The sequence below is a fragment of the Ruegeria sp. HKCCA5491 genome (genome assembly GCF_013034565.1).
Classification (GTDB): Bacteria; Pseudomonadota; Alphaproteobacteria; order Rhodobacterales; family Rhodobacteraceae; genus Ruegeria.
In genome coordinates, this window is the sequence record NZ_WQGG01000012.1 from 115,182 (window position 1) to 140,659 (window position 25,478).

The following is a 25,478-nucleotide window of genomic DNA, read 5'->3' on the forward strand; positions in this document are numbered from 1 at the left end:
TTTCGCTATGCCGATGATTGCTGTTGAAACTCAATTTGGATGCCTCGGGGTCGAGGAGGCGGACGGGGCGATTACGCGTCTGGTTTGGAATGGGCGAAGCGCGGGCGAGGCGACGCCAGTGCTGAAGGAGGCAGCGGCGCAACTGAAGGCTTATGATCAAGGGCGATTGGAGCGGTTTGATCTGCCCTATCGTATTGCGGGATCCGAGTTCCAGCGGCAGGTCTGTGATCTGATGTTTGCGATACCCTTGGGTGAGACCAGAACTTATGGCGAGATCGCGAAAGAGTTGGGGCAACCACCGCAACCGGTTGGACAAGCCTGCGGTGCGAATCCGATTCCGGTGATCATCCCCTGTCATCGTGTGCTGGCGGCAAACGGGCTTGGTGGGTTCTCAGGTGAGGGTGGAGTTGAGACCAAGGTCGCTTTGCTGCGCCATGAACGGGCCGCCGGTTTGCTGATCTAAGGGACGGATTTCTGTTGCAATCCCGGTGCTTGAGGCCCAACTTGTATCAGATAGAGATTCAAAGGACCGAATGGTATGGCTGCTCAATCAGACTCGGCTGCCCGCAAGAAGGCAATTATCGACCGCCTGATGTCGCTGGAAGCGCAGGAACTTGCGACTGCGCAGGCGCATTATGACGCGTTTCTGAAAGATTCGCAGTTGGACGACCGTGAAGGGCACGACAAGGATGATATTGCGGCATCGCGAGAGAATGCGGACTTGGCCGCGGCTTTTGACGCGCCGGTGCATGCCCATCATGCCAAGATTGATGTGATCGAAAATACCGACTTCAGCGTGACGGATACGGTGCAACCCGGCGCTGTTGTCAAATTCAACAACCGTCGTTTCGTGGTGTGTGTCTCAACCACTCGTTTTGATGCCGATGGCAAGACTTATATGGGGATTTCGACCCAAAGCCCGATTTATCTGGCAATGGCCGGGCTTCAGCAGGGCGAAGTGTTCACCCATAACGGGACTGAATTCGAGGTTCAGGAAGTCTTGTAGTCTCGACTTCTGCGCGGCGGGACCACCTGCTGCGCAATGCCTGCTGAGACCAGATATAAACTTGTTACGACCAGCCCCCAGTGCGCCCAGCTTTCGGGGTGGAAGTCTACCCATGCGGCCCAGCCGGCAAAAAACGTCCACGCAAAGGCCATTGGCAGGGTCACGCCGCGCCAGCGCTCGGTCCTGACGGGGTGTACGAATTTGAGCGGCAGGAACATGGCCAGTGACAGCAGCGAAACCATGAGAAGGATGACCCAGAAATTGGGTTCGAGCGCGAAGATTACGATGACGAACATGTTCCAGCAGCCGGGGAAGCCGGAGAACGAATTGTCCTTGGTCTTCATCCGCGTATCTGCAAAATACATGGCGCTGGCAAAGGTTATGACAATGATCGCGAACCAGCCGGTCCAGCCGTCCATCAGACCGGATTTGAACAGGGCAAAGGCCGGGATGAATACGTAAGTCAGGTAGTCGATGATCAAATCCAGCAGCACGCCGTCAAACTCGGGGGCGTTTTTCTTGACGTGGTAGTGACGTGCCAGTGGGCCGTCGATGCCATCGACGATGAAGGACACCACAAGCCACAGATACATCAGGCTCCATTTTTCTTCGACGGCGGCCAACATGGCCAACATTGCGAAAACGGCACCGGTCGCAGTGAACAGATGGACGGAGAGAGCTTTGAATCTGAGTGTCATGCGCGTGTCATGTACGATGCGTGGACAAGATGCAAAGCAAAACGCCCCATTTGTTGAAATTGCATTTGTGTCAGGCTTTGGGATGCGTGCGGTCGTAGACTTCCATCAACCGGGCGGTGTCAACTGCCGTATAGGTCTGTGTGGTCGATAACGAGGCGTGCCCCAGCAATTCCTGTATTGCCCGGAGATCGCCGCCCGCTGACAGCAGGTGGGTTGCGAAGCTGTGGCGCAGCGCATGAGGGGTAGCGGTCGCGGGCAGGCCCAGTTGTTGGCGGGCCTTGGCCATGACCGCCTGAATGGCGCGCGGGTTCAGTGCCCCGCCGCGCACGCCACGAAACAGCGGCTTGTCTTTGGCGCGCGGATGGGGGCAGAGCGTCAGGTAACGATCAACGGCGGCGCGGGCGGCGGGCAGGACTGGGACGATGCGTTCCTTATTGCCTTTGCCGACGATCCGCAGGGATTGCGGCAAGGGCGCATCTGCGCCGGTTAGTGAAAGCGCCTCGGATATCCGCAGCCCGCAGCCATAAAGCAATGTCACCACGGCGACGTCGCGGGCCGAAACCCAATCATTGGTCGATTGCAGGTCAACCGTTTCTATCAGGGCGCGCGCAGCGTCTTCGGCGACTGGGCGCGGGAGTTTCTTGGTGAATTTGGGCGCGCGGGTTGACAGGACTGCGGTCGGTTCGAAGCCTTCCCGCTCGGCCAGCCAACGGTAGAAGCTTTTTACCGCCGACAATTTTCGTGCCAGAGATCGCGCGCCGACACCAGAACCGCGTTGATCCGCCATCCAGGCCCGCATGTCCGACACACTGATACGTGCCAGTGCCGTCAGCCCCTGAGGCTGATTATGGTGCAGGGTCATGAAGGACAGGAATTCGGTCACGTCGCTGCGATAGGCGGCCTGAGTGTTTTCTGAACGCCCTGAGAGCGCCACGAGACCCTCCAGCCAGTGCTGCAACGCGTCGCGGCAGGCTGGAGAGATTAGGCTCATGACAGCCAGTTGCGCATGGACCGTTCAAAAACACCGGCGAAGAATGTCAGCAGATCGGTGCCCAGTTGTGGCGAGAAATGGTTTGGGTCCTTGGCGCTCATGATGATCATGCCGGGTAGTCGGCCTTCGCCCAAATCCAGCCTCAGACATGCCTCGGATCGCAGATGGTCGGCTTGTTCGCCAAAAATGCGGTGCGTGGGATGAATGATCTCACGCAGGACCACTTCGCGGGCAGGGCCGCTGCGATCGAAGGTTAGGTAATTGTCGACAAAGCCGGGTTCAACGACAGTGAGAACGCCCCCCAGCTTTTCGATTGCCGGGTCTTGCTGGACCACGGTGGTTTCCAAAATCAAGGTGATGCGATCAACGCGCAATATCTCGGCGACTTCGGTGCCAAGCGCCTTGAGAAAATCCTCGAAATCCACTGGCTCCAGAAGGCGCAGGATGGCGCGGTGAACCTGATTGGTGCCTGCCAGATTTTCATAGGCTGCGGCGATAACAGACCTGTGCGTGTCCTCAAGCCTGTCCAGTCGGGCCTCAAGCCTTTGCATGGCAATGCCGCGCAGGTCGATGATGTTGTCTCCGCGCGCTTCCTCGTTGGCGGCGACGAGGGCCTGCATCAGGTCCTTGTCATCCAGCACGGCGTAAGGCTCGGCCAGAATCGCCTCGCGGAGAGTGTCCTTGAGTTTGGTGCTACTGCTCATGTCCTGTCCGGTCGTTTTTTATGTTTTGCCGCGTTATAACACGGCTTGGCGAATTTGCCTTGGGAAAAATGCCAACGTGACCGGATTTCGTGTGTTTGGGGAGAGAGCTCCCGCCTGCCGGGTCCTGATCAAAGATCAGGTCCAAGGCAGTTGGGCCGGGCGCGGCGCCTGTCGGCACCGCGCGGTCGCGCAAAGGATCAGAGGATTTTCTGACCGGTTTTAGCCCAGTCAGCAAGGAATGTTTCAAGGCCATTGTCGGTCAGCGGGTGATCCGCCAACTTCTTGATCACGCCCGGAGGCGCGGTAATCACGTCGGCACCGATGCGGGCGCTGTCGGTCACGTGGTTCACCGTGCGGATCGAGGCAGCGAGGATTTCGGTCTCAAACCCGTAATTGTCATAGATCTGGCGGATATCCGCGATCAGGTCCATGCCATCAAGGTTGATATCGTCCAGACGTCCAATGAAGGGCGAGATGAAGGTTGCGCCCGCTTTGGCGGCCAGCAGCGCCTGATTGGCCGAAAAGCAGAGGGTCACGTTGACCATCTGGCCTTCGTCGCTGAGGGTTTTGCAGGTTTTCAGGCCGGCCCAGGTCAACGGAACCTTGACGGCGATGTTGGGGGCAATCTTGGCCAGCTTGCGGCCTTCGGCGATCATGTCGTCGGCCTCGGTGGCGACAACTTCGGCGGATACCGGGCCGTCGACCAGATCACAGATCTCTTTGGTGACTTCCAGAATATCGCGGCCCGATTTCAGGATCAGCGAGGGGTTGGTGGTCACACCGTCCACCATGCCCAGATCGTTCAGTTCGGCGATGGCGTCGATCTCGGCTGTGTCTACGAAGAATTTCATGAGGGCAGTCCTTTGATGGGTTGGCCTTGGTCGCGGATGCCTTTACCCCAATAACACCGATGCTGAAACCCCCGACCCGAGGAGATGCGGTGAGCGCGCAGGAGTATTTCGACCACGGTGAGCTGGTGGCGGTTTTGACCACGCAGCCCTTGGACCGGACGCTGGATTACAAAGCGCCCGAGGGCGGGTGTTTTCTGGGTGCGTTTGTCGAAGTGCCTTTAGGCCCGCGCAAGGTTCTGGGTGTGGTCTGGGGACCGGGGCAGGGCGGATTTGATCTGGCCAAGGCGCGATCGGTGATCCGGGTGCTTGAGGTTGCGCCGATGCGCGAAGAGATGCGGCTGTTTCTGGGCAAGGTGGCCGATTATACGCTGACGCCGATGCCCGCGATGTTGCGGCTGGCAACCCGCGCGCCGGGGCTGGGCGATCCGCCGTCGATGCGCAAGGTGTATCGGTTGGGCAGTGCAGAGCCCGACCGCATGACCGATGCGCGGTCCCGCGTGTTGGAGGTGCTGCGGGAATACGGTGGCTTGGCTTTTACCCTGAAGGAACTGGCCGAGCAGGCGGGGGTCACGTCCTCGGTCGTCAAAGGGCTGGTCAAGCAAGGCGCTGTGCGCGAGGAGGACAGCCCGCGTGATCTGCCCTATCCGCGTTTGGACCCTGACCTGCCGGGCAAGCAACTGACCGCGGATCAGGCGGCGGCGGTGGCGCGGTTGCAGGCCGGGCAGCGGACCGGGGATTATGGGACCACGCTGCTGAAAGGTGTGACCGGCTCAGGCAAGACCGAGGTCTATCTGGAAGCCGTGGCTGAGGCGTTGCGCTTGGGGCGGCAAGCGCTGGTTCTGCTGCCCGAGATCGCTCTGACAGCCGAATTCCTGACGCGGGTTGAGGCGCGTTTTGGAGCGCGCCCGGCGGAATGGCATTCGGGCGCGACAATGACCGAGCGTCGCCGTGTTTGGCGGATGGTTGGGCAGGGGGAGGCGCAATTGGTCGTCGGCGCGCGCTCGACCTTGTTTCTGCCGTTCCGCGATCTGGGGCTGGTGGTGGTCGATGAGGAACACGATACGTCCTACAAACAAGAAGATGGCGTGCATTACAGCGCGCGGGATATGGCAGTGCTTCGCGCGTCGATCTGTGGCGCACAGGTGATTCTGGCCAGCGCGACGCCCTCGCTGGAAAGCTGGGCCAATGCCGAGGCCGGGAAGTATGAGCGGGTGGACCTGACAGCGCGCTTTGGATCGGCGGTGCTGCCCGAGATGAAGCCCATCGACATGCGGGCCGAACAGATGCAGCCGGGGACATGGATTTCGCCGTCGCTGCGGCAGGCGGTGCGACAGCGGATCGAACGCGGGGAACAGTCGCTGTTGTTCATCAACCGCCGCGGCTATGCGCCAGTGACGCTGTGCCGCGCGTGTGGCGAGCAGATTGCCTGTGACCATTGCGATGCGCGGATGGTCGAACACCGGTTTCTCAAGCGCCTGATGTGCCATCAATGTGGCGAGACGAAGCCGATGCCCGATACCTGCCCGTCCTGCGGGGTCGAAGGCAAGCTGGCTCCGGTCGGCCCCGGGATCGAACGTCTGGCGGAAGAGGCCGAGGCGACCTTCCCTGAGGCCAAGATCGCCATGCTCAGTTCCGACCTGTTCGGCTCGGCCCGCGCGCTGAAAGCGAAGATCGAGGAGATTGCGGAAGGCGATGCCGATATCGTCATCGGCACGCAGCTGGTGGCCAAGGGGCACAATTTCCCCAAGCTGACGCTGGTGGGGGTGATTGATGCGGACCTTTCGCTGCACGGGGCCGACCTGCGGGCAGCGGAGCGCACATTCCAGCTTATGCGGCAGGTTGCAGGCCGGGCGGGACGGGCGGACAAGCCGGGGCAGGCGCTGCTGCAGACGTTTCAGCCCGAACACCCGGTGATCCGCGCCATTCTGGCGGGCGATGAGGAAGGGTTCTGGAAGGCCGAGGCCGCTGGGCGTCAGGCCGCAGGTGTCCCGCCCTATGGGCGCATGGCTGGCATTGTGCTGTCAGGCCCCGAGGTTGGGCCGGTCTTTGACATCGGAAACGCGATGGCGCGCAACGATGCGCCTTTGCGCGCAATAGGCGCGCAAGTCTTTGGCCCTGCACCAGCCCCCATTGCGCGCATCAGGGGGCGGCATCGCATTCGCCTGCTGGTCAAGGCGCCCAAGGGCGCGCCGATTCAGGATGCTATCGCCCGGTGGATAGCGCCGTTGCGTCTAAAGGGGGATATCCGCCTGACTGTCGACATCGACCCCCAGAGTTTTTACTGACTTCTGCATTCGTGCAGGTCGGTTGTGCATCTGCCCCCTCGCCAAACGCTCAAAATGGGCGTAGAGCGATCCTATGCTGAAACCCATGCCGCTATCCGAGGCGCAGAAACTTCCGTTCTGGCGCCGCCCGATAACCCTGTTGTTCATGATGGCACTGACCATGCCCATCGCGTTCAACGGGTGGAGCGCGCTGCTCAACAACTTCGTCATCGAAGTGGCCGATTTCGACGGCGCGGATATCGGACTGCTGCACACAGTCCGTGAAATCCCCGGCTTCCTGGCCGTGGGGGTGATTGCGGTGATCATTTTCGTCCGCGAGCAGGTTCTGGCAATGATCTCATTGATCATGTTGGGTGTTGCGACCGCGGTGACAGCGTGGTTCCCCAGCCTTGGCGGGTTGCTGTTCGTGACGCTGTTCAGCTCAATCGGGTTTCATTATTACGAAACGGTCAACCAGTCGCTGCAACTGCAATGGCTGCCAAAGGACCGCGCTCCGCAAATCCTGGGCTGGCTTGTGGCAATGGGGTCGGCGGCCACAGCCGTTGTTTATGGGCTGATCGTTCTGACGTGGGATCGGCTCGGGCTGTCCTACAACATGGTTTTCATGGCGACTGGGGGGGTAACCGCATTGTTGGCGGCGTTCTGTCTGTTCGCTTACCCGCAGTTCGATGCGCCCACACCGCAAACCAAGAAGTTGATACTGCGCCGCCGTTATTGGTTGTATTATGCCCTGCAATTCATGGCGGGCGCCCGCCGTCAGATTTTTGTTGTCTTTGCAGGCTTCATGATGGTTGAGAAGTTCGGGTTTGAAGTTCACGAACTCACAGGGCTTTATCTGATTAACCTGATGATCAACATGGCCGCCGCGCCGATGCTGGGCAAAGCGGTGTCGGTTTTCGGCGAACGCCGCACGCTTATTTTTGAGTATGCGGGCCTCGCCATCGTTTTTGCGGCCTATGGCGGTATCTACTGGTTTGGGTGGGGTGTGGTGCTGGCCGCGATCCTGTATGTGATCGACCATGTTCTGTTCGCTCTGGCGCTTGCGTTGAAGACCTATTTCCAAAAGATCGCAGACCCGGCAGACATTGCGCCCACTGCTGCGGTGGCCTTTACGATCAACCATATCGCGGCGGTGTTTCTGCCCGCGCTTCTGGGACTGCTGTGGGTTGTCTCGCCCGGTGCCGTGTTCGGGCTGGCGGCTGCGATGGCCATGATCTCGCTTGCGTTGTCATTGTTGATCCCACGCCACCCGGAACCCGGAAACGAAACGATCCTGTCGAAATACGCTCCGGCCCCGGCGGAATAAGCCGGCGCTTGACCTTGGCGGCCTGTCGCCCTAGGCGCTGTGGCAACTGACACAGGAGGCCAAGATGCCCACATTCACCGCGCTGACCACTCTGACGGGAAAGAAAGCTGCCGAAGGTTTGGGCGAAGCCATGGAGCGTCTGGTGCCAGAACCCACCGGCGTCGGCGTGTTCGAGGTCGAAGACGGTTCGGGCCTGTGGGAAGTCGGCGGTTACTTCACCGAAACCCCGGATGAAACCGCACTGGCCGTGCTCGCCGCCGCGTTCGAAGCCAAACCGTTCGTGGTGTCAGAATTGCCGGAAACCGATTGGGTTGCCCACGTGCGCCGCGAATTGGCCCCCGTCGAGGCCGGACGTTTCTTTGTCTATGGAAGCCACGACGCAGACAAGCTGCCCGAAGGCCGCATCCCGCTGTTGATCGAGGCGGCAATGGCGTTTGGCACTGGTCATCACGGAACCACTCTGGGCTGTCTCAAGGCTTTGGACTACCTGCTGGACGATGGTTTTTCGGCAGACAAAGTGGCGGATATCGGATGTGGTACGGCAGTCTTGGCCATGGCCGCCGCGCGGGTTTGGGACGGGCAAATCATCGCAAGCGATATTGATCAGGTCGCCGTAGACGTCGCCGAGGCCAACCTGAAGGCAAATGGCATGGCCGGACAGGTTCAATGTGTCGAAGCGGCTGGTTTCGACCATCCCGATCTGAATTCCCTTGCGCCGTACGATTTGATTTTTGCGAATATTCTAAAAGGACCGTTGGTCGCCCTGACGCCGGAAATCGCCGCGAATCTGCGCGTCGGCGGCTATGCAATCCTTTCGGGAATCCTCAACGAACAGGCGGATGACGTTGTTACTGTTTATCTCCAAAACGGATTTAATCTGGCCAATCGTTCGGAATTTGGTGAGTGGACGACGCTAATCTTAAGCAAACAGGGCTAAATTCGGGCCATTTACAGGAGTTTTCTAGATTTTCGCCACTTTTTTGGCGCAATCTCTTTCTACCTTGAAAAGATGCAACCTGGGGGCGGTTTTTGGAGGCTGCCATGACTGGAAAACAACTTGAATTTGATCAGCGCATTCATCGCCTGAGCAAAAAACATGCCAAGCTCAGCCGCGGCTATCGCGCGACCATGCGTAAGGATGGTCTTGTCGTGATGCGGCCGCAGCGCGTGCAGTCCGCCGTACCTGCAAAGGTTCTGCTGCTGTGTCTTGTGGGCTTGTTTGCCTTCAAAACATTCTTGCTGACCAGCCTGGGCGCGTCTGCTTATCAATATCGGGTCGATAGCCTGGCTGAAGGCACAGCGGTTGAAAAAGCCGGTGCCTGGGTGATGCAAATCGATCCCATCTCGGAACGTCTCTCTGCCCAGTTGGGTAAGTACCTGCACTGAGCATTTGTCCGCTTTGACGAGAAACGCCGCGCATTGAAAGATGCGCGGCGTTTTTCTTTGCCCCCGAGGGAGGAGGAAGGGGCGAGTGAGTGGCAGGGTTGTGCTAATCCCTACCGGCGACCCTCCGCGACGACGTCAATGTCGCCCCGGCAAAGACCAATGTCTTCGAGTTCGCGGTTCGTCAGACGATTCAGCACGTTACGAGTAACGCGGGCATCGTTCCATTCGACAACGGCGGTCACTGCCGATGCAAAAAATGCGCCGATACGGCCAGCAAGGCCGAACGAGCCAGTGGTGGCGCGGGTGGTATCCAGTGCAGCCATATCCTGTTTCCTTCTGGTTAAATTTCATGTCTCGATCATTCGATCTGATCGGCATTTAGTTAGGGTGATCGGGTTCCGCAAGCGCAGAAATTGCATGTGTCCTATGCGTTTTTTGCAAGGCTTTCCAATTATGAAAAATCCTTAATTTTAAGGCCATTAACCGGTAATCTCCGTGTCGAAAACAGACGCTTTGGCGTCGCAAACTGGCAGGTTTGTCGGCCCCGGAACACAAGTGTCGTTTTTAGACTTTCGGTCAATTCGCTTGGAAAATGTTCACGCTTCGTGCTAATCGAAGGGAAAGAGCATAAAAACCCGAGCAGGCCGAGGCAAAAAGATGCGGATATTGGGCATTGATCCGGGGCTCAGGACCCTGGGATGGGGCGTCATCGAATCGCGTGGCAGCCGCCTGAGCCACGTCGCCAATGGTTTGTGCAAGTCAGATGGCGATGATCTGGGCGAACGGCTGCTGTCTTTGCACAATCAGATTGTCGAGGTCATCGCGGAATACCGGCCCGAACAGGCGGCAATCGAACAGACTTTTGTGAACAAGGACGGTGCGGGCACGCTTAAGCTGGGTCAGGCGCGCGGGGTGGCTTTGCTGACCCTTGCGCAGGCTGGGCTTGCAGTGGGTGAATATGCGCCCAACAGGGTGAAGAAAACGGTGGTGGGCGTTGGCCACGCCGAGAAAGAGCAAGTTCTGCATATGGTCAAACTTCAACTGCCGGGGTGCGAACCCAAAGGCGCGGATGCGGCGGATGCACTGGCTATTGCGATCTGTCACTCATATTACGGCGCAGCGCCACAGGCGCGGATGAAAGAGGTTCGGGCATGATCGGCAAACTGACAGGGCGCTTGGACTACCGCGCGGCGGATCACGTTCTGATCGACGTGCGCGGGGTGGGGTATATCGTCTATTGCTCGGATCGAACAATGGCGGCGCTGCCCGGTGTGGGCGAGGCGGTGTCGATCTACACTGACATGGTCGTGCGCGAGGACCTGATGCAGCTTTACGGGTTTCTGTCGCTGGTCGAGAAGGAATGGCATCGCCTGCTGTGCTCGGTTCAGGGGGTCGGGGCCAAGGTGTCGTTGGCTATCCTGTCGGCGCTGGGGCCTGATGGCGTCAGCCGGGCCATTGCGCTGGGTGATTGGGGCGCAGTCAAATCCGCCAAAGGTGTCGGCCCGAAGACGGCGCAGCGCGTCGTTCTGGACCTCAAGGACAAAGCGCCCGGTGTGATGGCGATGGGCGGTACGGTGACGGAGGCGATGGACGGCCCTGATCTTGAGATTGTTGAGGCGGTCGAACCTGCGCCCAAACGGGTTGTTAAACCTGCATCGGGTAACGCCGCGGCCTCTGCCGGTGCGTTGTCGGCTTTGTCAAACTTAGGGTACGGCCCGTCCGAAGCTGCGTCCGCTGTGGCCGAAGCTGCAGCCAGTCAGCCCGAAGCTGGCGAGGCGGAACTGATCCGTGCAGCGCTGAAACTGCTGGCCCCGAAAGGCTGAGTGAATGGTAGACGCCGATCCCACCCTGCGCCCTGATCCTCTGCCCGAGGATAACGACCGTGCCCTGCGTCCGCAGGGGTTGGATGAATTCATCGGTCAGGCCGAGGCGCGCGCGAACCTGCGTGTGTTCATTCAGTCGGCCCGGCAGCGGGGCGAGGCGATGGACCACACGCTGTTCCATGGCCCTCCGGGGTTGGGGAAGACGACGCTTGCGCAGATCATGGCACGCGAGTTGGGGGTGAATTTCCGCATGACCTCTGGCCCCGTGCTGGCCAAGGCTGGTGATTTGGCGGCCATCCTGACCAATCTGGAATCGCGCGATGTGCTGTTCATTGACGAGATTCACCGCCTGAACCCGGCAGTCGAAGAGGTTCTGTACCCCGCGATGGAGGATTTCGAACTGGATCTGGTAATCGGCGAAGGCCCAGCGGCGCGCACGGTTCGGATCGAGCTTCAACCCTTTACCCTGGTCGGTGCGACAACACGGATGGGCCTGCTGACCACACCGCTGCGTGACAGGTTTGGTATTCCGACGCGGTTGCAGTTCTACACAGTGGATGAATTGCACGAGATCGTCACCCGAAATGCTCGCAAACTGGGCGCCCCTGCTGATGACGACGGCGCGCGGGAAATCGCCCGAAGGTCACGAGGAACACCGCGTATTGCAGGTCGGTTGCTGCGGCGCGTTGTGGACTTTGCCATTGTCGAAGGTGACGGTCACATTACGCGCGACCTGGCGGACGGTGCTTTGACCCGGCTGGGGGTCGATAATCTTGGATTGGATGGTGCGGACCGGCGATACCTGACGCTGATTGCCGAGAATTACGCAGGTGGACCCGTTGGCATCGAAACCCTGTCCGCGGCGCTGTCGGAAAGCCGCGACTCGCTTGAGGAAGTCATCGAGCCCTATCTGCTGCAACAGGGTTTGATCCAACGCACGCCACGTGGTCGAATGCTGGCGCGGAAGGCGTGGACTCATCTTGGGATGGCGGCGCCCAAGGGGCAAAGCGATCTGTTTGGTTGAAGCTGGGCGTCATAGCTTTTAAGGGTTCGAACGACCCTTTTGTGACCACCGAGGATTGCGCGTGACACCCGAAGATATCCAAGCGTTGTTCACCCGCGAAAGCGGCGAGTTCCTGTTTGCACGCTGGGGTCGCCCTATCGTACCCATTGTTTTCGGCGTGGAAGACGAAACGCTGGCGACCGTCAAAGGTGCGTTTGAAGCGGTCGTCACGCTTGCCGGTCACAACATGGCCGAAACCGACCCGGAGTTGGGTGCAAACTGCATGGTCTTCTTCTTCCGTGATTGGAAGGAATTGCTCGAGGTTCCGGATCTGGACCGTTTGGTGCCCGATCTGGCCCCGTTGGTCGAGCGGCTGGTTGCGGCAGATGCCAATCAGTACCGTATCTTCAGGTTTGAAGAGGACGGGTCGATCAGGGCGGCGTTTGTGTTTCTCCGGATGGACAAGGAACTGTCCAAGGTTCCGGCAGAAACTTTGGCGCTAAGTCAGGTGGTGCAGACGATCTTGCTGTGGTCTGACGCCGCTTTTCGCAGTGCGTCGCCGCTGGCGATTGCGGGTGGCGCGACGATCCTGCGGCCGGATATTGCCGGGCTGATCCGTGCGGCCTACGATCCGGTCCTGCCGGGCGTCGCACAGGACCCATCTCACGCTCTGCGATTGTTTGCGAGGATGGAGCAGCCGCAATGAAACACGTGTATCCTGTTCAGGTTTTCTACGAAGACACCGATATGGGCGGTGTCGTTTATCACGCAAACTACCTGAAGTTCATCGAGCGTGCGCGATCCGATTATGTGCGTAAACTCGGCAACGACCAGAACGCCATGCGCGATGCTGGTATTGTCTGGGTCGTCCGCAGGATCGAGGCGGACTATCTGGCACCAGCCAAGTTTGAAGACGACCTGATCGTCGAAACCACGGTTGCTTCTGTGTCGGGCGTGCGCCTGACCATGGATCAGATCGTAAAACGGGATGAGACCGAGGTTTTTCGCGCCACGGTGACCGCCGTTTGCATGAATGCGCAGGGCAAGCCGGTGCGGCTTCCGGCAGAGATTCGCGCATTGTTGTAACAATTTGCGGGGTAGGGGTGGTTCTGTTGGCTTTTCATAACCAACTGCGTTAGCGTTTGGCAAAACAAGGCCAAAAGAACGGCCGTCAGGCAAAAACAAAGAGCAGGTTCATGGAAGCTGAAACGCTGGCGCTGGCGCAGGAGATCGACTTCTCCATGTGGGGGCTGTATGCCCGCGCGACCTTTGTCGTAAAACTGGTGATGCTGATGTTGATCGGGGCATCTATCTGGTCATGGGGCATCATTATCCAGAAAATCATCAACTATCGGGCGGCTCGGCGCGAGGCGCAGGTTTTTGATGAATCCTTCTGGTCAGGCAATCCGCTGGATGAGCTGTTCGAACAGATTGGCACGCAGCCGGACGGAAGCTCGGAAAAGATTTTCGCGGCTGGCATGATCGAATGGCGCAGGTCCCATCGCACCGATGGAGGGCTGATTGCCGGGGCAACTGCGCGTATCGACCGGTCGATGGATGTGGCGATCGCGAAAGAAGCTGAAACGCTGCAAAAGGGGCTACCGATCCTTGCGACGGTTGGCTCGACCGCGCCGTTTATCGGTTTGTTCGGCACCGTCTGGGGCATCATGAACGCCTTTATCGAGATTGCCGAGCAGCAGAACACCAACCTTGCCGTTGTTGCCCCCGGTATTGCCGAGGCGTTGCTGGCCACGGGTCTGGGTCTGTTGGCCGCGATCCCGGCGGTTATTTTCTATAACAAACTCAGCGCCGATAGTGACCGGATCGTCGGCGGGTACGAGGCGTTCGCTGACGAATTCGCGACCATCCTGTCGCGCCAATTGGATAGCTGACATGGGGGCTGCGGTTCAGCAATCCTCGGGGGGGAACGGGCGTCGGCGCGGGCGGCGTCGGGGCCGCGCCCAGCCGATGGCCGAGATCAACGTGACGCCCTTTGTCGACGTCATGCTGGTGTTGCTGATCATCTTCATGGTGGCTGCCCCTTTGTTGACTGTTGGCGTTCCGGTTGATCTGCCCAAAACTGCGGCCAGCGCTTTGCCCGGTGACAACGAAGAACCGCTAACAGTGACGCTGACGGCTGACGGGCGGGTACAAATCCAGACCACGGATGTCTTGCGCGAAGAGTTGATTGGTAAACTGCGCGCGATCGCGGCAGAACGGAGCAGTGACCGCGTGTTCTTGCGCGCAGATGGCGCAATCCCTTACGCGCAAGTGATGCAGGTCATGGGCGCGCTGAATGCGGGCGGTTTTTCCAATGTCGGGCTGGTGACGGATACCGGCGGCCCGACACTGGACGAAGGTGGAGAGTGAGGCCGCGCGGTGGATACCGGCACCAAGATCTCGGCGATCGCCCACGTATCTCTGATCGGATGGGCCTTGTTCGGCGGCACCTTTCGGTCCGAGCCTTTGCCTATGGCCGTTCAGGATGTTTCCGTGATCTCGGCTGAGCAGTTCGCGGCGATGACCGCCCAACGCGAAGCGCCCGAGGTGCCGACACCCTCGTCCTTACAGCAGCCTGAAGAACCGCAAGATAACACGGCTCCCCCGGAACCTGTGGAAGAGGAACAGCCAACTTCGGAAGTTTCAGAGGCGGTTGAGCCTGAACCCGACGCCGCGCCAGAGGCGGTCGAGCCGTTGCCTGAGCCTGTTGAAGTGGAACAGCCCCCTGCGCTGGACCCTCCGCCTGACACTGAAATTGCGGCATTGCCGGTCCCGCCCGGCCCCGAGGCGCAGCCGCGCTCCGCGGACAAGGTCGCGCCCGAGCCGGTTGCCCCACCGCCGCCCGAAGCAGCTCCGGATGATATCGAAACACCGGCTGTGTCACTGGACGAAGGCGCAGAAATCCAGCAAGAGCAGCAAGATCAAACCGCCCCGGAGGAAGCCACGGATGAGATCGTGACCGAGGCTGAAGAGGCCAAGGAATACGCGCCCCGGTCGTCCCCGCGCCCTCAGGTCCGTCCAAGAAGGCCAACACCGCCAGCACAGACCGAAGTCGCTGAAACCGAAGAGCCAGAGCCACCGGCAGCCGACGAAAGCGCCATTCAGGACGCTCTGGCCGAGGCATTGGGTCAAGGCAACGAACCCTCTGGCCCCCCATTGACCAGTGGCGAGAAGGACGCGATGCGATTGGCCGTTTCGCGGTGCTGGAATGTTGGCTCTTTGTCAACGGATGCGCTGCAGACTGTTGTTGTCGTGGCGTTTTCACTGACGCCGGATGGTAAGGTGGTGGGCGGCAGTTTACGCATGATCGACAGTTCCGGCGGGTCTGCCGGGTCTGCGAGCCAGGCATATGAGGCCGCCAGACGCGCAATTCTGCGCTGTGGGGCAAAAGGATACGACCTGCCTGCTGACAAATACGCGCAATGGCAGGATATTGAGATTACATTCAATCCCGAGAGGATGCGGATCAAATGATGAGATTTCTGACCAGCTTGTTGCTGGGCCTGACGATACTGACGGCGCCTGCATATGCCCAGAACGGACCGCTGCGTCTGGAACTGGATCAGGGGATCATCGAGCCCTTGCCCTTTGCCGTGCCCAGTTTTGTCCCCGACAACGCGGCTGCGGCCCAATTCGCGCAGGACATCTCGCGGGTGGTTGCTGCTGATTTGACTGGAACCGGTCTGTTCCGTGAGATTTCATCGGATGCGTTCATCAGCCGGGTCAGCAGTTTTGATGCCCCGGTTCAGTTTGCCGACTGGAAGGCCATCAACGCCGAGGCGCTGGTAACCGGCGCTGTGAATGTGTCGGGCAATCGCCTGACAGTTCGGTTTCGGGTGTGGGATGTATTTTCGGGTCAGGAACTGGGTAATGGCCTACAGTTTGCAGGCACCACCGACGGCTGGCGGCGAATGGCGCACAAGGTGGCGGATCAGGTCTACAGCCGGGTGACTGGAGAAGGAGCCTATTTTGACAGCCGTGTCGCCTTTGTGTCCGAGAGCGGACCCAAGGACCAGCGACTGAAACGGCTGGCGATCATGGACTATGATGGCGCGAATGTGCAGTACTTGACCGACAGCGCCGCCATCGTGCTTGCCCCGCGTTTTTCGCCCACGGGCGACCGGCTGCTTTATACCAGCTATGAAACTGGCCAGCCACGCATCTATGTGCTGGACGTGGACCGCGTCCGCAGGACCGAGCTGAATACACCGGGCGGCACCATGAGCTTTTCGCCCCGTTTCTCGCCGGATGGACGCTCGATCGTGTATTCGCTGATTCAGGGTGGCAACACGGACCTGTGGAAGATGGATCTGGCGTCAGGGCAAAGTGTCCGACTGACGAACACACCTGCCATCGAAACCGCACCCAGCTATTCGCCCGATGGGTCGCAGATCGTGTTCGAAAGCGACCGCTCGGGTACGCCGCAGCTTTATATCATGCCCGCCAACGGTGGCGAAGCGACGCGGATCAGCTTTGGTCAGGGGCGCTATGGCACACCTGTCTGGTCGCCGCGTGGGGATCTGGTTGCTTTCACTAAGCAGAACAAGGGCCGTTTTCATATCGGTGTGATGCGCACGGACGGCAGCGAAGAACGCCTGCTGACCTCGTCCTTCCTTGACGAGGGGCCGACATGGTCGCCCAACGGTCGGGTTATCATGTTTACCCGCGAAACGCAGGGTGCAAGTGGTCGCGCGACGCTGTACTCGGTGGATATTTCGGGACGGAATCTGCGCCCGGTACGGACCCCAGATGGCGGAAGTGATCCGTCATGGGGGCCATTGCAGAATTGATCAGGGCAGGGGGTTGGAAAAGTTCACAAAAAAACTGCACTGTGATACAGAGACGGCAATAAACAGATAATATGACGAGGCACCTGAAATGAACGTATTGAGCAAAGTTTTGGCTTTGGGCGCGCTGAGTGTGATGGCCGCCTGTACCAGCAACGATCCTTCCGCACTGGGCGGTGGATTTGGCAGCGGCGCGAACGGGGCCATCGCGCCCGGTTCGCCAAGCGATCCGCGATCCCCGGCGTATTTCCAGCAAACCGTGGGCGACCGCGTGCTGTTCTCGGTTGACCAGTCCACGCTGACACCGCAGGCACAAACAGTCCTGCAAGGGCAGGCGGACTGGCTTTTGGCAAACCCCGATTTTGTCGCAACCATCGAAGGACATGCGGACGAACAGGGCACGCGTGAATACAACCTTGCCCTTGGAGCGCGCCGCGCAAACGCGGCCCGCGAGTATCTGATTTCGCGGGGTGTTGCGGGTAATCGCCTAACGACGGTGAGCTTCGGCAAGGAACGCCCGATCGAGATTTGCAGCACCGAGGATTGCTATTCCAAGAACCGCCGCGCGGTGACGGTGCTGACCGGTTCAACCTTGGGGTAAGACGATGAGAATTGCAGGATGGGTTCTGGCCGCGGCGGTAGCGACCGCCGGAGTGGCACAAGCGCAGGATCAGCAGACTTTGGCCGATATCCGGCAAGAGCTAACGGTGCTGCACGTGGAAATTCAGCGCCTCAAGCGCGAGTTTTCCACAACGGGCTCCCCCGCGCCAAACCTGTCTGGCAGTTCAATTCTGGAACGCGTCGACGCGATCGAGGCTGAATTGCAACGCCTGACGCGGCAGACCGAGCAATTGAATCAACGGGTCCAGAATGTCGTCACCGACGGTACCAACCGGATTGGTGATCTTGAGTTTCGTCTGGTTGAACTTGAAGGCGGCGATCTGAGTACGCTGGGCGAAACATCGACCCTGGGCGGGGACACCGAGATCACCGCAGCGGCTCCGACCGTGACAACAGAGACACCGCTGATCGCCGAACAAGGCGAACTTGCCATTGGTGAACGCGCTGATTTTGACGCCGCTGCACAATCTCTGGCCGACGGTAATTTTCAGGCGGCGGCCGATCAGTTTGCGCTGTTTGAAACGTCCTACCCCGGAAGCCCCCTCGCACCAGAGGCCCACCTGAAGCGTGGACATGCGTTGCAGGGGCTGGGTGACACCCGCGAGGCTGCGCGCGCGTTTCTGGCCAGCTTTACGGGCGATTCCGAAGGCACGTTTGCGCCCGAAGCCTTGTTCGAACTGGGCGCGGCGCTTGGACGATTGGAGCAGATTGATCAGGCCTGCATAACCCTTAGCGAGGTTGGAGTGCGTTTTCCGGGTTCGGCTGCGGCCTCGGCTGCGACGCAGGAAATGGCTTCGCTGGGCTGTTCTTGACCGAAATTTCAGACATTTTGCTATCCGAGATCAGGGCGCGGCTGGGAGCAGATTTTCCAGCCCGTTTGGGCATTGCGGTGTCGGGCGGTGGCGACTCGGTCGCGTTGCTGCATCTATTGAAAGATATCGCCGGGCAAAAGCAGGTGGCGTTGTTTGTTGCGACGGTTGACCATGGACTTCGCCCCGAGTCCTCAACAGAGGCGGACTGGGTGGCACAGCAGGCAAAATCGCTTGGCGTGCCGCACGAAACTCTGATCTGGAACAACTGGGATGGCCGGGGAAACCTTCAGGACCGCGCGCGACAGGAGCGTTACGGGTTGCTGGCGGACTGGGCCCGCAGAAACGACTTGGGCGCGATTGCGCTGGGCCATACTGCAGATGATCAAGCCGAAACCATTCTGATGCGTCTGGGGCGGGCCGCGGGTGTGACGGGCTTGTCTGGAATGGCTGATTCAATCAAGCGGAACGGCGCGACTTTCCTGCGTCCGATGCTGGGCGTTACGGGCCTTCAGTTGCGCGACTATCTGACGGAAATCGGTGTGGACTGGATAGAAGACCCATCGAATCACGACATGAGATTCGACCGGATCAAGGCGCGGGACGCGCTGAAATCGCTTGGGGGCTTGGGAATTTCGGCCCAGTCTCTGACACGTGTTGCGCAAAATCTGGCGCGGGCGGATGAAGCTTTGGCGCTATATACGCAAGACTCGGCACGGCAGGTTCTTGTTGCGGATACGGGGGCCGTGTGCTGCGACCAAGCCGGATTCGCGGCTTTGCCTGCTGAGGTTCAGCGCCGGTTGGTGCTGGGCAGTTTGGCGTGGATTGCCGGACCCGGCTATCCCCCACGACACACAGCCACCGAACAAGCAATCGAGGCGATTGAGCTTGCAAAACCGGGCACGATTGGGGGCTGCATTCTGATCCCAAAGGGCAATAAAACGTGGATTTGCAGAGAGCTAAACGCCGTGAAGGAAATGCGCTGCGAAATTGGACAAGACTGGGATGACCGTTGGGTTTTGACCGGCCCTTCTGCGCCCAATGCAACGATTGCGCCATTGGGCGACGCAGGGCTACGTTCAGCGTCAGAGTGGAGGGCTCTTGGAAAACCCCGCGAGGTGCTGGTATCATCACCCGCAGTATGGGACGGCGAAACCCTTTTGTCCGCGCCTTTGGCAGGTTTTACGAACGGTTGGCAGGCAGAATTGACGGCGGAAAGGTCCGACTTTCATTCTTCGTTTTTATCGCATTGAACCTGCTTGAATCATCTCTATTTTATAGAGCAACCCGGCAGACCCCCACCTGCCGAAATCTTTTGGGAGATTTTCCTTGGGCAACGCTCGTAACATCGCCTTCTGGGTCGTTCTGTTTCTGCTGATCCTTGCACTGTTCAATTTGTTCAGCGGACCAGGCGGAACGCTTCAGAGCAATGAAAGAACTTATTCCGATTTCGTGACCGCTGTTGAAGGCGGCGAGGTCAAGAATGTGACGCTGGATGGTGAACAGATTCGCTATACCACGCAAAGCGGCGCAAATTATGTGACGATCAAACCGGGTGACGCCGAGGTCACCAAGCTGTTGATCGACGAAAATATTCCGGTGCGCGCTGAAAAGCAGCAGCAATCCGGGTTCCAGTCCTTCCTGATCACGCTTTTGCCATTCCTGCTTCTGATCGGTGTCTGGGTCTATTTCATGAACCGGATGCAAGGCGGCGGCAAAGGTGGCGCGATGGGCTTTGGCAAGTCCAAGGCCAAGATGCTGACCGAAAAGCATGGGCGGGTGACCTTTGACGACGTGGCCGGCATTGACGAGGCCAAGGAAGAGCTGGAAGAGATCGTCGAATTCCTGCGCAACCCGCAGAAATTCAGCCGTCTGGGTGGTAAAATCCCCAAAGGCGCGCTGCTGGTTGGCCCTCCGGGCACTGGTAAGACGCTGCTGGCCCGCGCGATTGCCGGTGAGGCTGGCGTGCCCTTCTTCACCATCTCAGGCTCAGACTTCGTCGAGATGTTTGTGGGTGTGGGTGCGTCTCGTGTACGCGACATGTTCGAACAGGCCAAGAAAAACGCACCTTGCATCGTGTTCATTGACGAGATCGACGCCGTGGGTCGCCATCGTGGTGCCGGCTATGGCGGCGGCAACGACGAACGCGAACAAACGCTCAACCAGTTGCTGGTTGAGATGGACGGGTTCGAAGCCAACGAAGGCGTGATCATTCTGGCCGCGACCAACCGTAAGGACGTTCTGGACCCTGCGCTGCTGCGTCCGGGCCGGTTTGACCGTAACGTGACGGTCGGCAACCCCGACATCAAAGGCCGTGAGAAGATCTTGGGTGTGCATGCGCGCAAGACGCCTCTGGGCCCTGACGTTGACCTGCGCATCATCGCGCGCGGTACTCCGGGCTTCTCGGGTGCGGACTTGGCGAACCTCGTGAATGAGGCCGCGCTGATGGCGGCGCGTGTAGGCCGTCGCTTTGTCACCATGGAAGACTTTGAGAACGCCAAGGACAAGGTGATGATGGGGGCCGAGCGCCGCTCGATGGTGCTGACCCAGGATCAAAAGGAAAAGACCGCCTATCACGAGGCCGGCCACGCCGTAGTTGGTCTGGAGCTGCCGCTGTGCGACCCAGTCTATAAAGCAACGATTATTCCGCGCGGCGGTGCGCTGGGTATGGTTGTGTCTTTGCCTGAAATGGATCGCCTGAACTATCACCGGGACGAATGTGAGCAAAAGCTGGCCATGACCATGGCAGGTAAGGCTGCCGAAGTCATCAAATACGGTGAAGACCATGTGTCGAACGGCCCCGCCGGTGACATCATGCAAGCCAGCCAGCTTGCGCGCGCCATGGTTATGCGCTGGGGCATGTCGGACAAGGTTGGCAATATCGACTATGCTGAAGCGCATGAGGGCTATCAGGGCAACACCGCTGGTTTCTCGGTCTCGGCCCATACAAAAGAGCTGATCGAAGAAGAGGTGAAACGCCTGATCCAGCAAGGATATGAGCGTGCGCACAAGATCCTCACCGACAAGAACGAGGCGTGGGAACGTCTGGCGCAAGGTCTGCTGGAATATGAGACGCTGACCGGCGACGAGATCAAGCGCGTTATGAACGGTGAATCGCCCAGCGAAGGTGACGACGAAGGCGGCAGCCCGGATGAGGGCGGTGCGCCAAGCGTCACGGCGATCCCGAAAACCAAGGTTAAGAAATCTCCGCCCGATGGTGGCATGGAGCCGGAACCGACCACTTAACGCTAAAACCCGAGCCAAGGCTCGGGTTTTTCTTTTCTTTCCGGCAAACCTGCCGGCTAGTTGCCCGAAGATTGTGGCGGTTATAGGGGGCAGAACATGCCGGTCCTGCGAGAAACAGAATTCACGGGTGAAATCGTTTGGCTGGGTCACGTTCAGGCGGGGCAGTCGATCCGAGCATCTGCCGTCCCTGAGATGTCTTTGGGTTTTGCAGGTGCAGCGGGCGAGCGGCATGAGGGGGTGAACCGTTCCTCTTGCGTGCGGATGAAGAATCTCTACCCACAGGGCACTGAGATCCGCAATGTGCGGCAATTGTCCGTGTTGTCCGAAGATGAGATGCAGGCGACGGCGGCTGAGATGGGGCTGGACGCGCTGGACCCCTCTTTTCTGGGGGTCAGCATCCTGTTGCGTGGAATACCGGACTTTACGCATGTACCGCCATCCTCGCGGCTTCAGGGGCCCGATGGCGTCACGATCACGGTAGATATGGAAAACCGCCCCTGCGTGATTCCTGGTCGCGAGGTCGAGTCCGATCTGCCCGGTCACGGTGCGGCGTTCAAGCCCGCAGCGAAGGGGAGGCGGGGTGTGACCGCATGGGTCGAGCGACCCGGTGTGTTGAAGCTGGGCGATCGTATGAAGCTGTTCGTTCCCGATCAGCGCGCCTGGGCACCTTAAGTCACAGGTTTTCCGATGGGAAACGATCAAAGTTACGTGACGCCATCCTGTAAGTGACGCTACGCCGTTTCGGGGCTTGATTATGTCGGAATCCACATTCATTGCCGGGGTTCACAACTGTATGGGTTGATCAGCGCCGACGCCCTGCGTTGGTTTTGCACGGCATTCAATCAGGGACCCTGCCCAATGAGCTACAAATCCGACATCGAAATCGCCCGCGAAGCGAACAAGAAGCCGATTCAGGAAATCGGCGCCAAGATCGGCATCGAGTCCGCCGATCTGCTGCCCTATGGCCACGACAAGGCGAAAGTCAGCCAAGACTTCATCAACTCGGTTCAGGACCGGGAAGACGGCAAGCTGATCCTTGTTACCGCGATCAACCCGACCCCTGCGGGTGAAGGCAAGACCACCACAACCGTTGGTCTGGGCGACGGCCTGAACCGCATTGGCAAGAACGCGATGATCTGTATCCGCGAAGCTTCGCTTGGCCCCAACTTTGGCATGAAGGGCGGCGCTGCAGGTGGCGGTTACGCGCAGGTTGTTCCGATGGAGGAAATGAACCTGCACTTCACAGGCGATTTCCACGCCATCACCTCGGCCCACTCTCTACTGTCGGCGATGATTGATAACCACATCTATTGGGGCAACGAGTGCGACATCGACATCCGTCGCGTTGCATGGCGTCGTGTGGTCGACATGAACGACCGTGCGCTGCGTCAGATCACTGCTTCGCTGGGCGGTGTGTCGAACGGCTTTCCTCGTGAGGCAGGCTTTGACATCACTGTTGCGTCCGAAGTCATGGCGATCTTGTGCCTGGCCAACGACCTAAAAGATCTGGAACAGCGACTGGGTGATATCATCGTGGCCTATCGCCGCGACAGGACTCCGGTCTATTGCCGCGACATCAAGGCCGAAGGCGCAATGACCGTTCTGCTGAAGGACGCGATGCAGCCGAATCTGGTGCAAACGCTGGAAAACAACCCGGCCTTTGTACACGGTGGTCCGTTTGCGAACATTGCACACGGCTGTAACTCGGTCATCGCAACCAAGACCGCGCTGAAAGTGGCCGACTATGTCGTGACCGAAGCGGGCTTTGGGGCCGATCTGGGTGCCGAAAAGTTCATGAACATCAAGTGCCGTAAGGCGGGCATTGCTCCGTCGGCTGTGGTGCTGGTCGCCACCGTGCGTGCGATGAAGATGAACGGCGGCGTGGCCAAGGCCGATCTGGGTGCCGAAAACGTCGACGCGGTTCAGGCGGGCTGCGCCAACCTGGGTCGTCACATCGAGAACGTGAAGTCGTTCGGCGTACCAGTTGTGGTTGCCATTAACCACTTTGTCACCGACACCGACGCTGAAGTGCAGGCTGTCAAAGACTATTGCGGTGAACACGGTGTCGAAGCGATCCTGTCACGTCACTGGGAACTGGGTTCAGAAGGCTCTGCACCGCTGGCTGAAAAAGTTGTCGAGATCGTCGAAGGCGGTTCCGCGAACTTCGCGCCGATCTATCCCGATGAAATGCCTTTGTTCGAAAAGATCGAAACCATCGCCAAGCGCATTTACCGCGCGGACGAGGTTCTGGCTGACAATAAGATCCGCAACCAGCTTCGCGATTGGGAAGAGGCGGGTTATGGCAATTTGCCGGTCTGCATGGCGAAAACGCAATATTCCTTCTCGACCGATCCGACCCTGCGCGGCGCGCCCAACGGTCACTCGGTCCCGGTGCGTGAGGTTCGCCTGTCCGCAGGTGCCGGCTTCATCGTGGTTGTCTGCGGCGAGATCATGACCATGCCCGGTCTGCCCCGCAAACCGGCTGCGGAAACCATCTGCCTAAACGACGCAGGTGAGATCGAGGGCTTGTTCTAAGCCCCCAAATGAGACATCTCGTGGTCCGGGGACATCCCCGGGCCATGAGGAGACGAACATGCCCACTCTGACACCACCGCAGGACTGCAATTCAATGCAGGAATTGCGGGCTCAGATCGACAAGCTGGACCGTCAACTGATCGAGAAGTTGGTGGCGCGCGCGGGATATATCGACCGTGCCTCGCAGTTGAAACCGGCCGAGGGGCTGCCCGCCCGCATTCCGGACCGTGTCGAAGAAGTGGTGCAGCGCGTGCGCGCAAGTTCGGACGATCTGGGCATGGACCCGGACCTGGCCGAGCAGATGTGGCGCATACTGATAGAGTGGTCGATTGCACGCGAGGAACGTGTTCTCGGCTCTGACTGACCGGGCGTTTCAAGCGCCCGCTCCGTTTTCAAGGAAGGGATGACAGGATGGTAGCCCAGGTTATTGACGGTAAGGCGTTCGCAGCAAAGGTTCGCGCGCAGGTGGCTGATCAGGTCACTAAGTTGAAAGAGGAAAACGGAATCACGCCCGGTCTGGCGGTGGTTCTTGTGGGTGAAGACCCCGCTAGCCAGGTTTATGTCCGTTCGAAAGGCAAGCAGACGGTCGAGGTCGGCATGAACTCGTACGAGCATAAGCTGGACGCCGAAACCTCGGAAGACGACCTGCTGGCGCTGATCGACAAGCTGAACACCGACCCGGCGGTGCATGGCATTCTGGTGCAGTTGCCGCTTCCCAAACATCTGAACGAAGACTTGGTAATCAACTCGATCGACCCGGCCAAGGACGTCGATGGGTTTCACATTTCGAATGTGGGTCTGTTGGGCACAGGCCAGAAGTCGATGGTGCCTTGTACCCCGCTGGGATGCCTGATGATGCTGCGCGACCATCATGGTTCATTGTCCGGAATGGACGCTGTGGTGATTGGCCGTTCGAACATCGTGGGCAAACCGATGGCGCAACTGTTGCTGGGAGATAGCTGCACCGTGACCATTGCGCATTCGCGCACCAAGGACCTTCCGGACGTTGTCCGCCGCGCCGATATCGTTGTGGCCGCCGTGGGACGCCCCGAGATGGTGCCGGGCGATTGGATCAAGGAAGGCGCAACCGTCATCGACGTGGGCATCAACCGGATCGAACGTGACGGCAAGAACAAGCTGGTGGGTGACGTGGATTATGCCAGCGCCGCGGAACGCGCGGGTGCGATCACTCCGGTTCCAGGCGGTGTCGGCCCAATGACGATTGCCTGCCTGCTGGCCAACACGGTGACGGCCTGCTGCCGTGCCAATGGTTTGTCGGAACCCGAAGGCCTGACGGCCTGACGGTCGGGCCTCGGTAGTTTATAAGCTAAACATTTAGGCCGGTGAGCATGACGCTCATCGGCTTAAATGTTTCATTAGGATAAATTAAGTTTGTTCCCTCGGGGTTTGAATGTTCTTCGATCGGT

General features: G+C 59.3%; 28 protein-coding genes. 23 read left to right on the forward strand and 5 right to left on the reverse strand.

What is annotated here, in order from left to right:
* Positions 1–7 precede the first annotated feature (7 nt).
* On the forward strand, positions 8–463 hold the full coding sequence (locus tag GOV88_RS16270) for a methylated-DNA--[protein]-cysteine S-methyltransferase (protein ID WP_171210971.1): 456 nt from the start codon (positions 8–10) through the stop codon (positions 461–463).
* 75 nt (positions 464–538) lie between these two features.
* Complete coding sequence (locus GOV88_RS16275) at positions 539–1,006, forward strand: hypothetical protein (RefSeq protein WP_171241084.1); 468 nt, start codon at positions 539–541, stop codon at positions 1,004–1,006.
* Here the strand turns inward: GOV88_RS16275 and GOV88_RS16280 are convergent.
* From GOV88_RS16280 to fsa, 4 genes are all read right to left on the reverse strand, one after another.
* The gene (locus GOV88_RS16280; RefSeq protein WP_171121821.1) at positions 991–1,704 is read right to left on the reverse strand and encodes a phosphatidylcholine/phosphatidylserine synthase; all 714 of its coding nucleotides are present in this window, start codon (positions 1,702–1,704) and stop codon (positions 991–993) included. The two genes, GOV88_RS16275 and GOV88_RS16280, sit on opposite strands and share 16 nt — an antisense overlap.
* A gap of 70 nt (positions 1,705–1,774) precedes the next feature.
* Positions 1,775–2,695 (reverse strand): tyrosine recombinase XerC, encoded by a 921-nt coding sequence (locus tag GOV88_RS16285; RefSeq protein ID WP_171125727.1) that lies wholly within the window; start codon positions 2,693–2,695, stop codon positions 1,775–1,777.
* On the reverse strand, positions 2,692–3,399 hold the full coding sequence (locus tag GOV88_RS16290; RefSeq protein WP_171241085.1) for a DUF484 family protein: 708 nt from the start codon (positions 3,397–3,399) through the stop codon (positions 2,692–2,694). Before GOV88_RS16290 ends, GOV88_RS16285 begins: the two co-directional genes overlap by 4 nt.
* A gap of 197 nt (positions 3,400–3,596) precedes the next feature.
* Complete coding sequence (fsa, locus tag GOV88_RS16295; protein ID WP_171241086.1) at positions 3,597–4,250, reverse strand: fructose-6-phosphate aldolase; 654 nt, start codon at positions 4,248–4,250, stop codon at positions 3,597–3,599.
* 59 nt (positions 4,251–4,309) lie between these two features.
* Here fsa and GOV88_RS16300 point away from each other — a divergent pair, with 59 nt between their 5' ends.
* From GOV88_RS16300 to GOV88_RS16315, 4 genes are all read left to right on the forward strand, one after another.
* Complete coding sequence (locus GOV88_RS16300; protein ID WP_171241114.1) at positions 4,310–6,535, forward strand: primosomal protein N'; 2,226 nt, start codon at positions 4,310–4,312, stop codon at positions 6,533–6,535.
* A gap of 73 nt (positions 6,536–6,608) precedes the next feature.
* A complete protein-coding gene (locus GOV88_RS16305; protein WP_171121824.1) occupies positions 6,609–7,841 on the forward strand; it encodes an MFS transporter in 1,233 nt (410 codons plus the stop codon).
* Positions 7,842–7,905: 64 nt separating this feature from the next.
* Positions 7,906–8,778: a 50S ribosomal protein L11 methyltransferase gene (locus tag GOV88_RS16310; RefSeq protein ID WP_171241087.1), complete on the forward strand. Its 873-nt coding sequence runs from the start codon at positions 7,906–7,908 to the stop codon at positions 8,776–8,778.
* Positions 8,779–8,882: 104 nt separating this feature from the next.
* Entirely contained in the window at positions 8,883–9,227 is a 345-nt protein-coding gene (locus GOV88_RS16315; RefSeq protein ID WP_171121826.1) for a hypothetical protein, read from the forward strand.
* Between the two features lie 110 nt (positions 9,228–9,337).
* On the opposite strand, the gene GOV88_RS16320 is transcribed toward GOV88_RS16315, so the two are convergent.
* On the reverse strand, positions 9,338–9,550 hold the full coding sequence (locus tag GOV88_RS16320; RefSeq protein WP_171121827.1) for a DUF1127 domain-containing protein: 213 nt from the start codon (positions 9,548–9,550) through the stop codon (positions 9,338–9,340).
* Between the two features lie 334 nt (positions 9,551–9,884).
* Between GOV88_RS16320 and ruvC the strand changes: the two genes are divergently transcribed.
* The 17 genes from ruvC to folD all read left to right on the forward strand — a co-directional run bounded on the left by ruvC (position 9,885) and on the right by folD (position 25,353).
* Positions 9,885–10,382 (forward strand): crossover junction endodeoxyribonuclease RuvC, encoded by a 498-nt coding sequence (gene ruvC, locus GOV88_RS16325; RefSeq protein ID WP_171121828.1) that lies wholly within the window; start codon positions 9,885–9,887, stop codon positions 10,380–10,382.
* Positions 10,379–11,050, forward strand: a complete 672-nt coding sequence (gene ruvA / locus GOV88_RS16330) for a Holliday junction branch migration protein RuvA (RefSeq protein ID WP_171121829.1) — start codon at positions 10,379–10,381, stop codon at positions 11,048–11,050. Before ruvC ends, ruvA begins: the two co-directional genes overlap by 4 nt.
* 4 nt (positions 11,051–11,054) lie before the next feature.
* The gene (gene ruvB, locus GOV88_RS16335; protein WP_171121830.1) at positions 11,055–12,074 is read left to right on the forward strand and encodes a Holliday junction branch migration DNA helicase RuvB; all 1,020 of its coding nucleotides are present in this window, start codon (positions 11,055–11,057) and stop codon (positions 12,072–12,074) included.
* A 61-nt stretch (positions 12,075–12,135) separates the two neighbouring features.
* Positions 12,136–12,759: a hypothetical protein gene (locus GOV88_RS16340; RefSeq protein WP_171241088.1), complete on the forward strand. Its 624-nt coding sequence runs from the start codon at positions 12,136–12,138 to the stop codon at positions 12,757–12,759.
* Positions 12,756–13,139 carry a tol-pal system-associated acyl-CoA thioesterase gene (gene ybgC / locus GOV88_RS16345; RefSeq protein WP_171121832.1) on the forward strand — a complete coding sequence of 128 codons (384 nt, stop codon included), beginning with the start codon at positions 12,756–12,758 and terminating at the stop codon, positions 13,137–13,139. Before GOV88_RS16340 ends, ybgC begins: the two co-directional genes overlap by 4 nt.
* Positions 13,140–13,249: 110 nt before the next feature.
* Positions 13,250–13,945, forward strand: coding sequence for a protein TolQ (tolQ, locus tag GOV88_RS16350; RefSeq protein ID WP_171121833.1), 696 nt, complete (start codon positions 13,250–13,252; stop codon positions 13,943–13,945).
* A 1-nt stretch (position 13,946) separates the two neighbouring features.
* A complete protein-coding gene (gene tolR / locus GOV88_RS16355) occupies positions 13,947–14,423 on the forward strand; it encodes a protein TolR (RefSeq protein WP_152457226.1) in 477 nt (158 codons plus the stop codon).
* Between the two features lie 9 nt (positions 14,424–14,432).
* Positions 14,433–15,527: an energy transducer TonB gene (locus tag GOV88_RS16360; protein ID WP_171241089.1), complete on the forward strand. Its 1,095-nt coding sequence runs from the start codon at positions 14,433–14,435 to the stop codon at positions 15,525–15,527.
* Positions 15,524–16,843, forward strand: coding sequence for a Tol-Pal system beta propeller repeat protein TolB (gene tolB / locus GOV88_RS16365; protein ID WP_171121835.1), 1,320 nt, complete (start codon positions 15,524–15,526; stop codon positions 16,841–16,843). Before GOV88_RS16360 ends, tolB begins: the two co-directional genes overlap by 4 nt.
* Before the next feature lie 88 nt (positions 16,844–16,931).
* Complete coding sequence (gene pal / locus GOV88_RS16370; RefSeq protein WP_171121836.1) at positions 16,932–17,441, forward strand: peptidoglycan-associated lipoprotein Pal; 510 nt, start codon at positions 16,932–16,934, stop codon at positions 17,439–17,441.
* Between the two features lie 4 nt (positions 17,442–17,445).
* Positions 17,446–18,273 carry a tol-pal system protein YbgF gene (gene ybgF, locus GOV88_RS16375; protein ID WP_171241090.1) on the forward strand — a complete coding sequence of 276 codons (828 nt, stop codon included), beginning with the start codon at positions 17,446–17,448 and terminating at the stop codon, positions 18,271–18,273.
* Entirely contained in the window at positions 18,270–19,523 is a 1,254-nt protein-coding gene (gene tilS / locus GOV88_RS16380) for a tRNA lysidine(34) synthetase TilS (RefSeq protein WP_171241091.1), read from the forward strand. The genes ybgF and tilS overlap by 4 nt, the downstream gene beginning before the upstream one ends.
* A gap of 76 nt (positions 19,524–19,599) precedes the next feature.
* Positions 19,600–21,516 (forward strand): ATP-dependent zinc metalloprotease FtsH, encoded by a 1,917-nt coding sequence (gene ftsH / locus GOV88_RS16385; RefSeq protein ID WP_171121839.1) that lies wholly within the window; start codon positions 19,600–19,602, stop codon positions 21,514–21,516.
* Positions 21,517–21,612: 96 nt separating this feature from the next.
* A complete protein-coding gene (locus GOV88_RS16390) occupies positions 21,613–22,188 on the forward strand; it encodes an MOSC domain-containing protein (RefSeq protein WP_171241092.1) in 576 nt (191 codons plus the stop codon).
* Positions 22,189–22,374: 186 nt separating this feature from the next.
* A complete protein-coding gene (locus GOV88_RS16395; protein WP_171121841.1) occupies positions 22,375–24,051 on the forward strand; it encodes a formate--tetrahydrofolate ligase in 1,677 nt (558 codons plus the stop codon).
* A 58-nt stretch (positions 24,052–24,109) separates the two neighbouring features.
* Positions 24,110–24,415 carry a chorismate mutase gene (locus GOV88_RS16400; protein WP_171121842.1) on the forward strand — a complete coding sequence of 102 codons (306 nt, stop codon included), beginning with the start codon at positions 24,110–24,112 and terminating at the stop codon, positions 24,413–24,415.
* 47 nt (positions 24,416–24,462) lie between these two features.
* Complete coding sequence (folD, locus tag GOV88_RS16405; protein WP_171125710.1) at positions 24,463–25,353, forward strand: bifunctional methylenetetrahydrofolate dehydrogenase/methenyltetrahydrofolate cyclohydrolase FolD; 891 nt, start codon at positions 24,463–24,465, stop codon at positions 25,351–25,353.
* Positions 25,354–25,478 lie beyond the last annotated feature (125 nt).

What these genes read in the sequence shown, in the direction of transcription:
- fsa (WP_171241086.1), bottom strand. Translation starts at nt 4,250, where the DNA reads ATGAAATTCTTCGTAGACACAGCCGAGATCGACGCCATCGCCGAACTG.
- GOV88_RS16395 (WP_171121841.1), top strand. Translation starts at nt 22,375, where the DNA reads ATGAGCTACAAATCCGACATCGAAATCGCCCGCGAAGCGAACAAGAAG.
- tolB (WP_171121835.1), top strand. Translation starts at nt 15,524, where the DNA reads ATGATGAGATTTCTGACCAGCTTGTTGCTGGGCCTGACGATACTGACG.
- GOV88_RS16305 (WP_171121824.1), top strand. Translation starts at nt 6,609, where the DNA reads ATGCTGAAACCCATGCCGCTATCCGAGGCGCAGAAACTTCCGTTCTGG.
- pal (WP_171121836.1), top strand. Translation starts at nt 16,932, where the DNA reads ATGAACGTATTGAGCAAAGTTTTGGCTTTGGGCGCGCTGAGTGTGATG.
- ruvC (WP_171121828.1), top strand. Translation starts at nt 9,885, where the DNA reads ATGCGGATATTGGGCATTGATCCGGGGCTCAGGACCCTGGGATGGGGC.
- GOV88_RS16290 (WP_171241085.1), bottom strand. Translation starts at nt 3,399, where the DNA reads ATGAGCAGTAGCACCAAACTCAAGGACACTCTCCGCGAGGCGATTCTG.
- GOV88_RS16270 (WP_171210971.1), top strand. Translation starts at nt 8, where the DNA reads ATGCCGATGATTGCTGTTGAAACTCAATTTGGATGCCTCGGGGTCGAG.
- GOV88_RS16315 (WP_171121826.1), top strand. Translation starts at nt 8,883, where the DNA reads ATGACTGGAAAACAACTTGAATTTGATCAGCGCATTCATCGCCTGAGC.
- tolQ (WP_171121833.1), top strand. Translation starts at nt 13,250, where the DNA reads ATGGAAGCTGAAACGCTGGCGCTGGCGCAGGAGATCGACTTCTCCATG.
- GOV88_RS16400 (WP_171121842.1), top strand. Translation starts at nt 24,110, where the DNA reads ATGCCCACTCTGACACCACCGCAGGACTGCAATTCAATGCAGGAATTG.
- ruvB (WP_171121830.1), top strand. Translation starts at nt 11,055, where the DNA reads ATGGTAGACGCCGATCCCACCCTGCGCCCTGATCCTCTGCCCGAGGAT.
- GOV88_RS16285 (WP_171125727.1), bottom strand. Translation starts at nt 2,695, where the DNA reads ATGAGCCTAATCTCTCCAGCCTGCCGCGACGCGTTGCAGCACTGGCTG.
- ruvA (WP_171121829.1), top strand. Translation starts at nt 10,379, where the DNA reads ATGATCGGCAAACTGACAGGGCGCTTGGACTACCGCGCGGCGGATCAC.
- folD (WP_171125710.1), top strand. Translation starts at nt 24,463, where the DNA reads ATGGTAGCCCAGGTTATTGACGGTAAGGCGTTCGCAGCAAAGGTTCGC.
- GOV88_RS16320 (WP_171121827.1), bottom strand. Translation starts at nt 9,550, where the DNA reads ATGGCTGCACTGGATACCACCCGCGCCACCACTGGCTCGTTCGGCCTT.
- GOV88_RS16390 (WP_171241092.1), top strand. Translation starts at nt 21,613, where the DNA reads ATGCCGGTCCTGCGAGAAACAGAATTCACGGGTGAAATCGTTTGGCTG.
- GOV88_RS16275 (WP_171241084.1), top strand. Translation starts at nt 539, where the DNA reads ATGGCTGCTCAATCAGACTCGGCTGCCCGCAAGAAGGCAATTATCGAC.
- GOV88_RS16280 (WP_171121821.1), bottom strand. Translation starts at nt 1,704, where the DNA reads ATGACACTCAGATTCAAAGCTCTCTCCGTCCATCTGTTCACTGCGACC.
- GOV88_RS16310 (WP_171241087.1), top strand. Translation starts at nt 7,906, where the DNA reads ATGCCCACATTCACCGCGCTGACCACTCTGACGGGAAAGAAAGCTGCC.
- GOV88_RS16300 (WP_171241114.1), top strand. Translation starts at nt 4,310, where the DNA reads ATGCTGAAACCCCCGACCCGAGGAGATGCGGTGAGCGCGCAGGAGTAT.
- ybgF (WP_171241090.1), top strand. Translation starts at nt 17,446, where the DNA reads ATGAGAATTGCAGGATGGGTTCTGGCCGCGGCGGTAGCGACCGCCGGA.
- ybgC (WP_171121832.1), top strand. Translation starts at nt 12,756, where the DNA reads ATGAAACACGTGTATCCTGTTCAGGTTTTCTACGAAGACACCGATATG.
- tolR (WP_152457226.1), top strand. Translation starts at nt 13,947, where the DNA reads ATGGGGGCTGCGGTTCAGCAATCCTCGGGGGGGAACGGGCGTCGGCGC.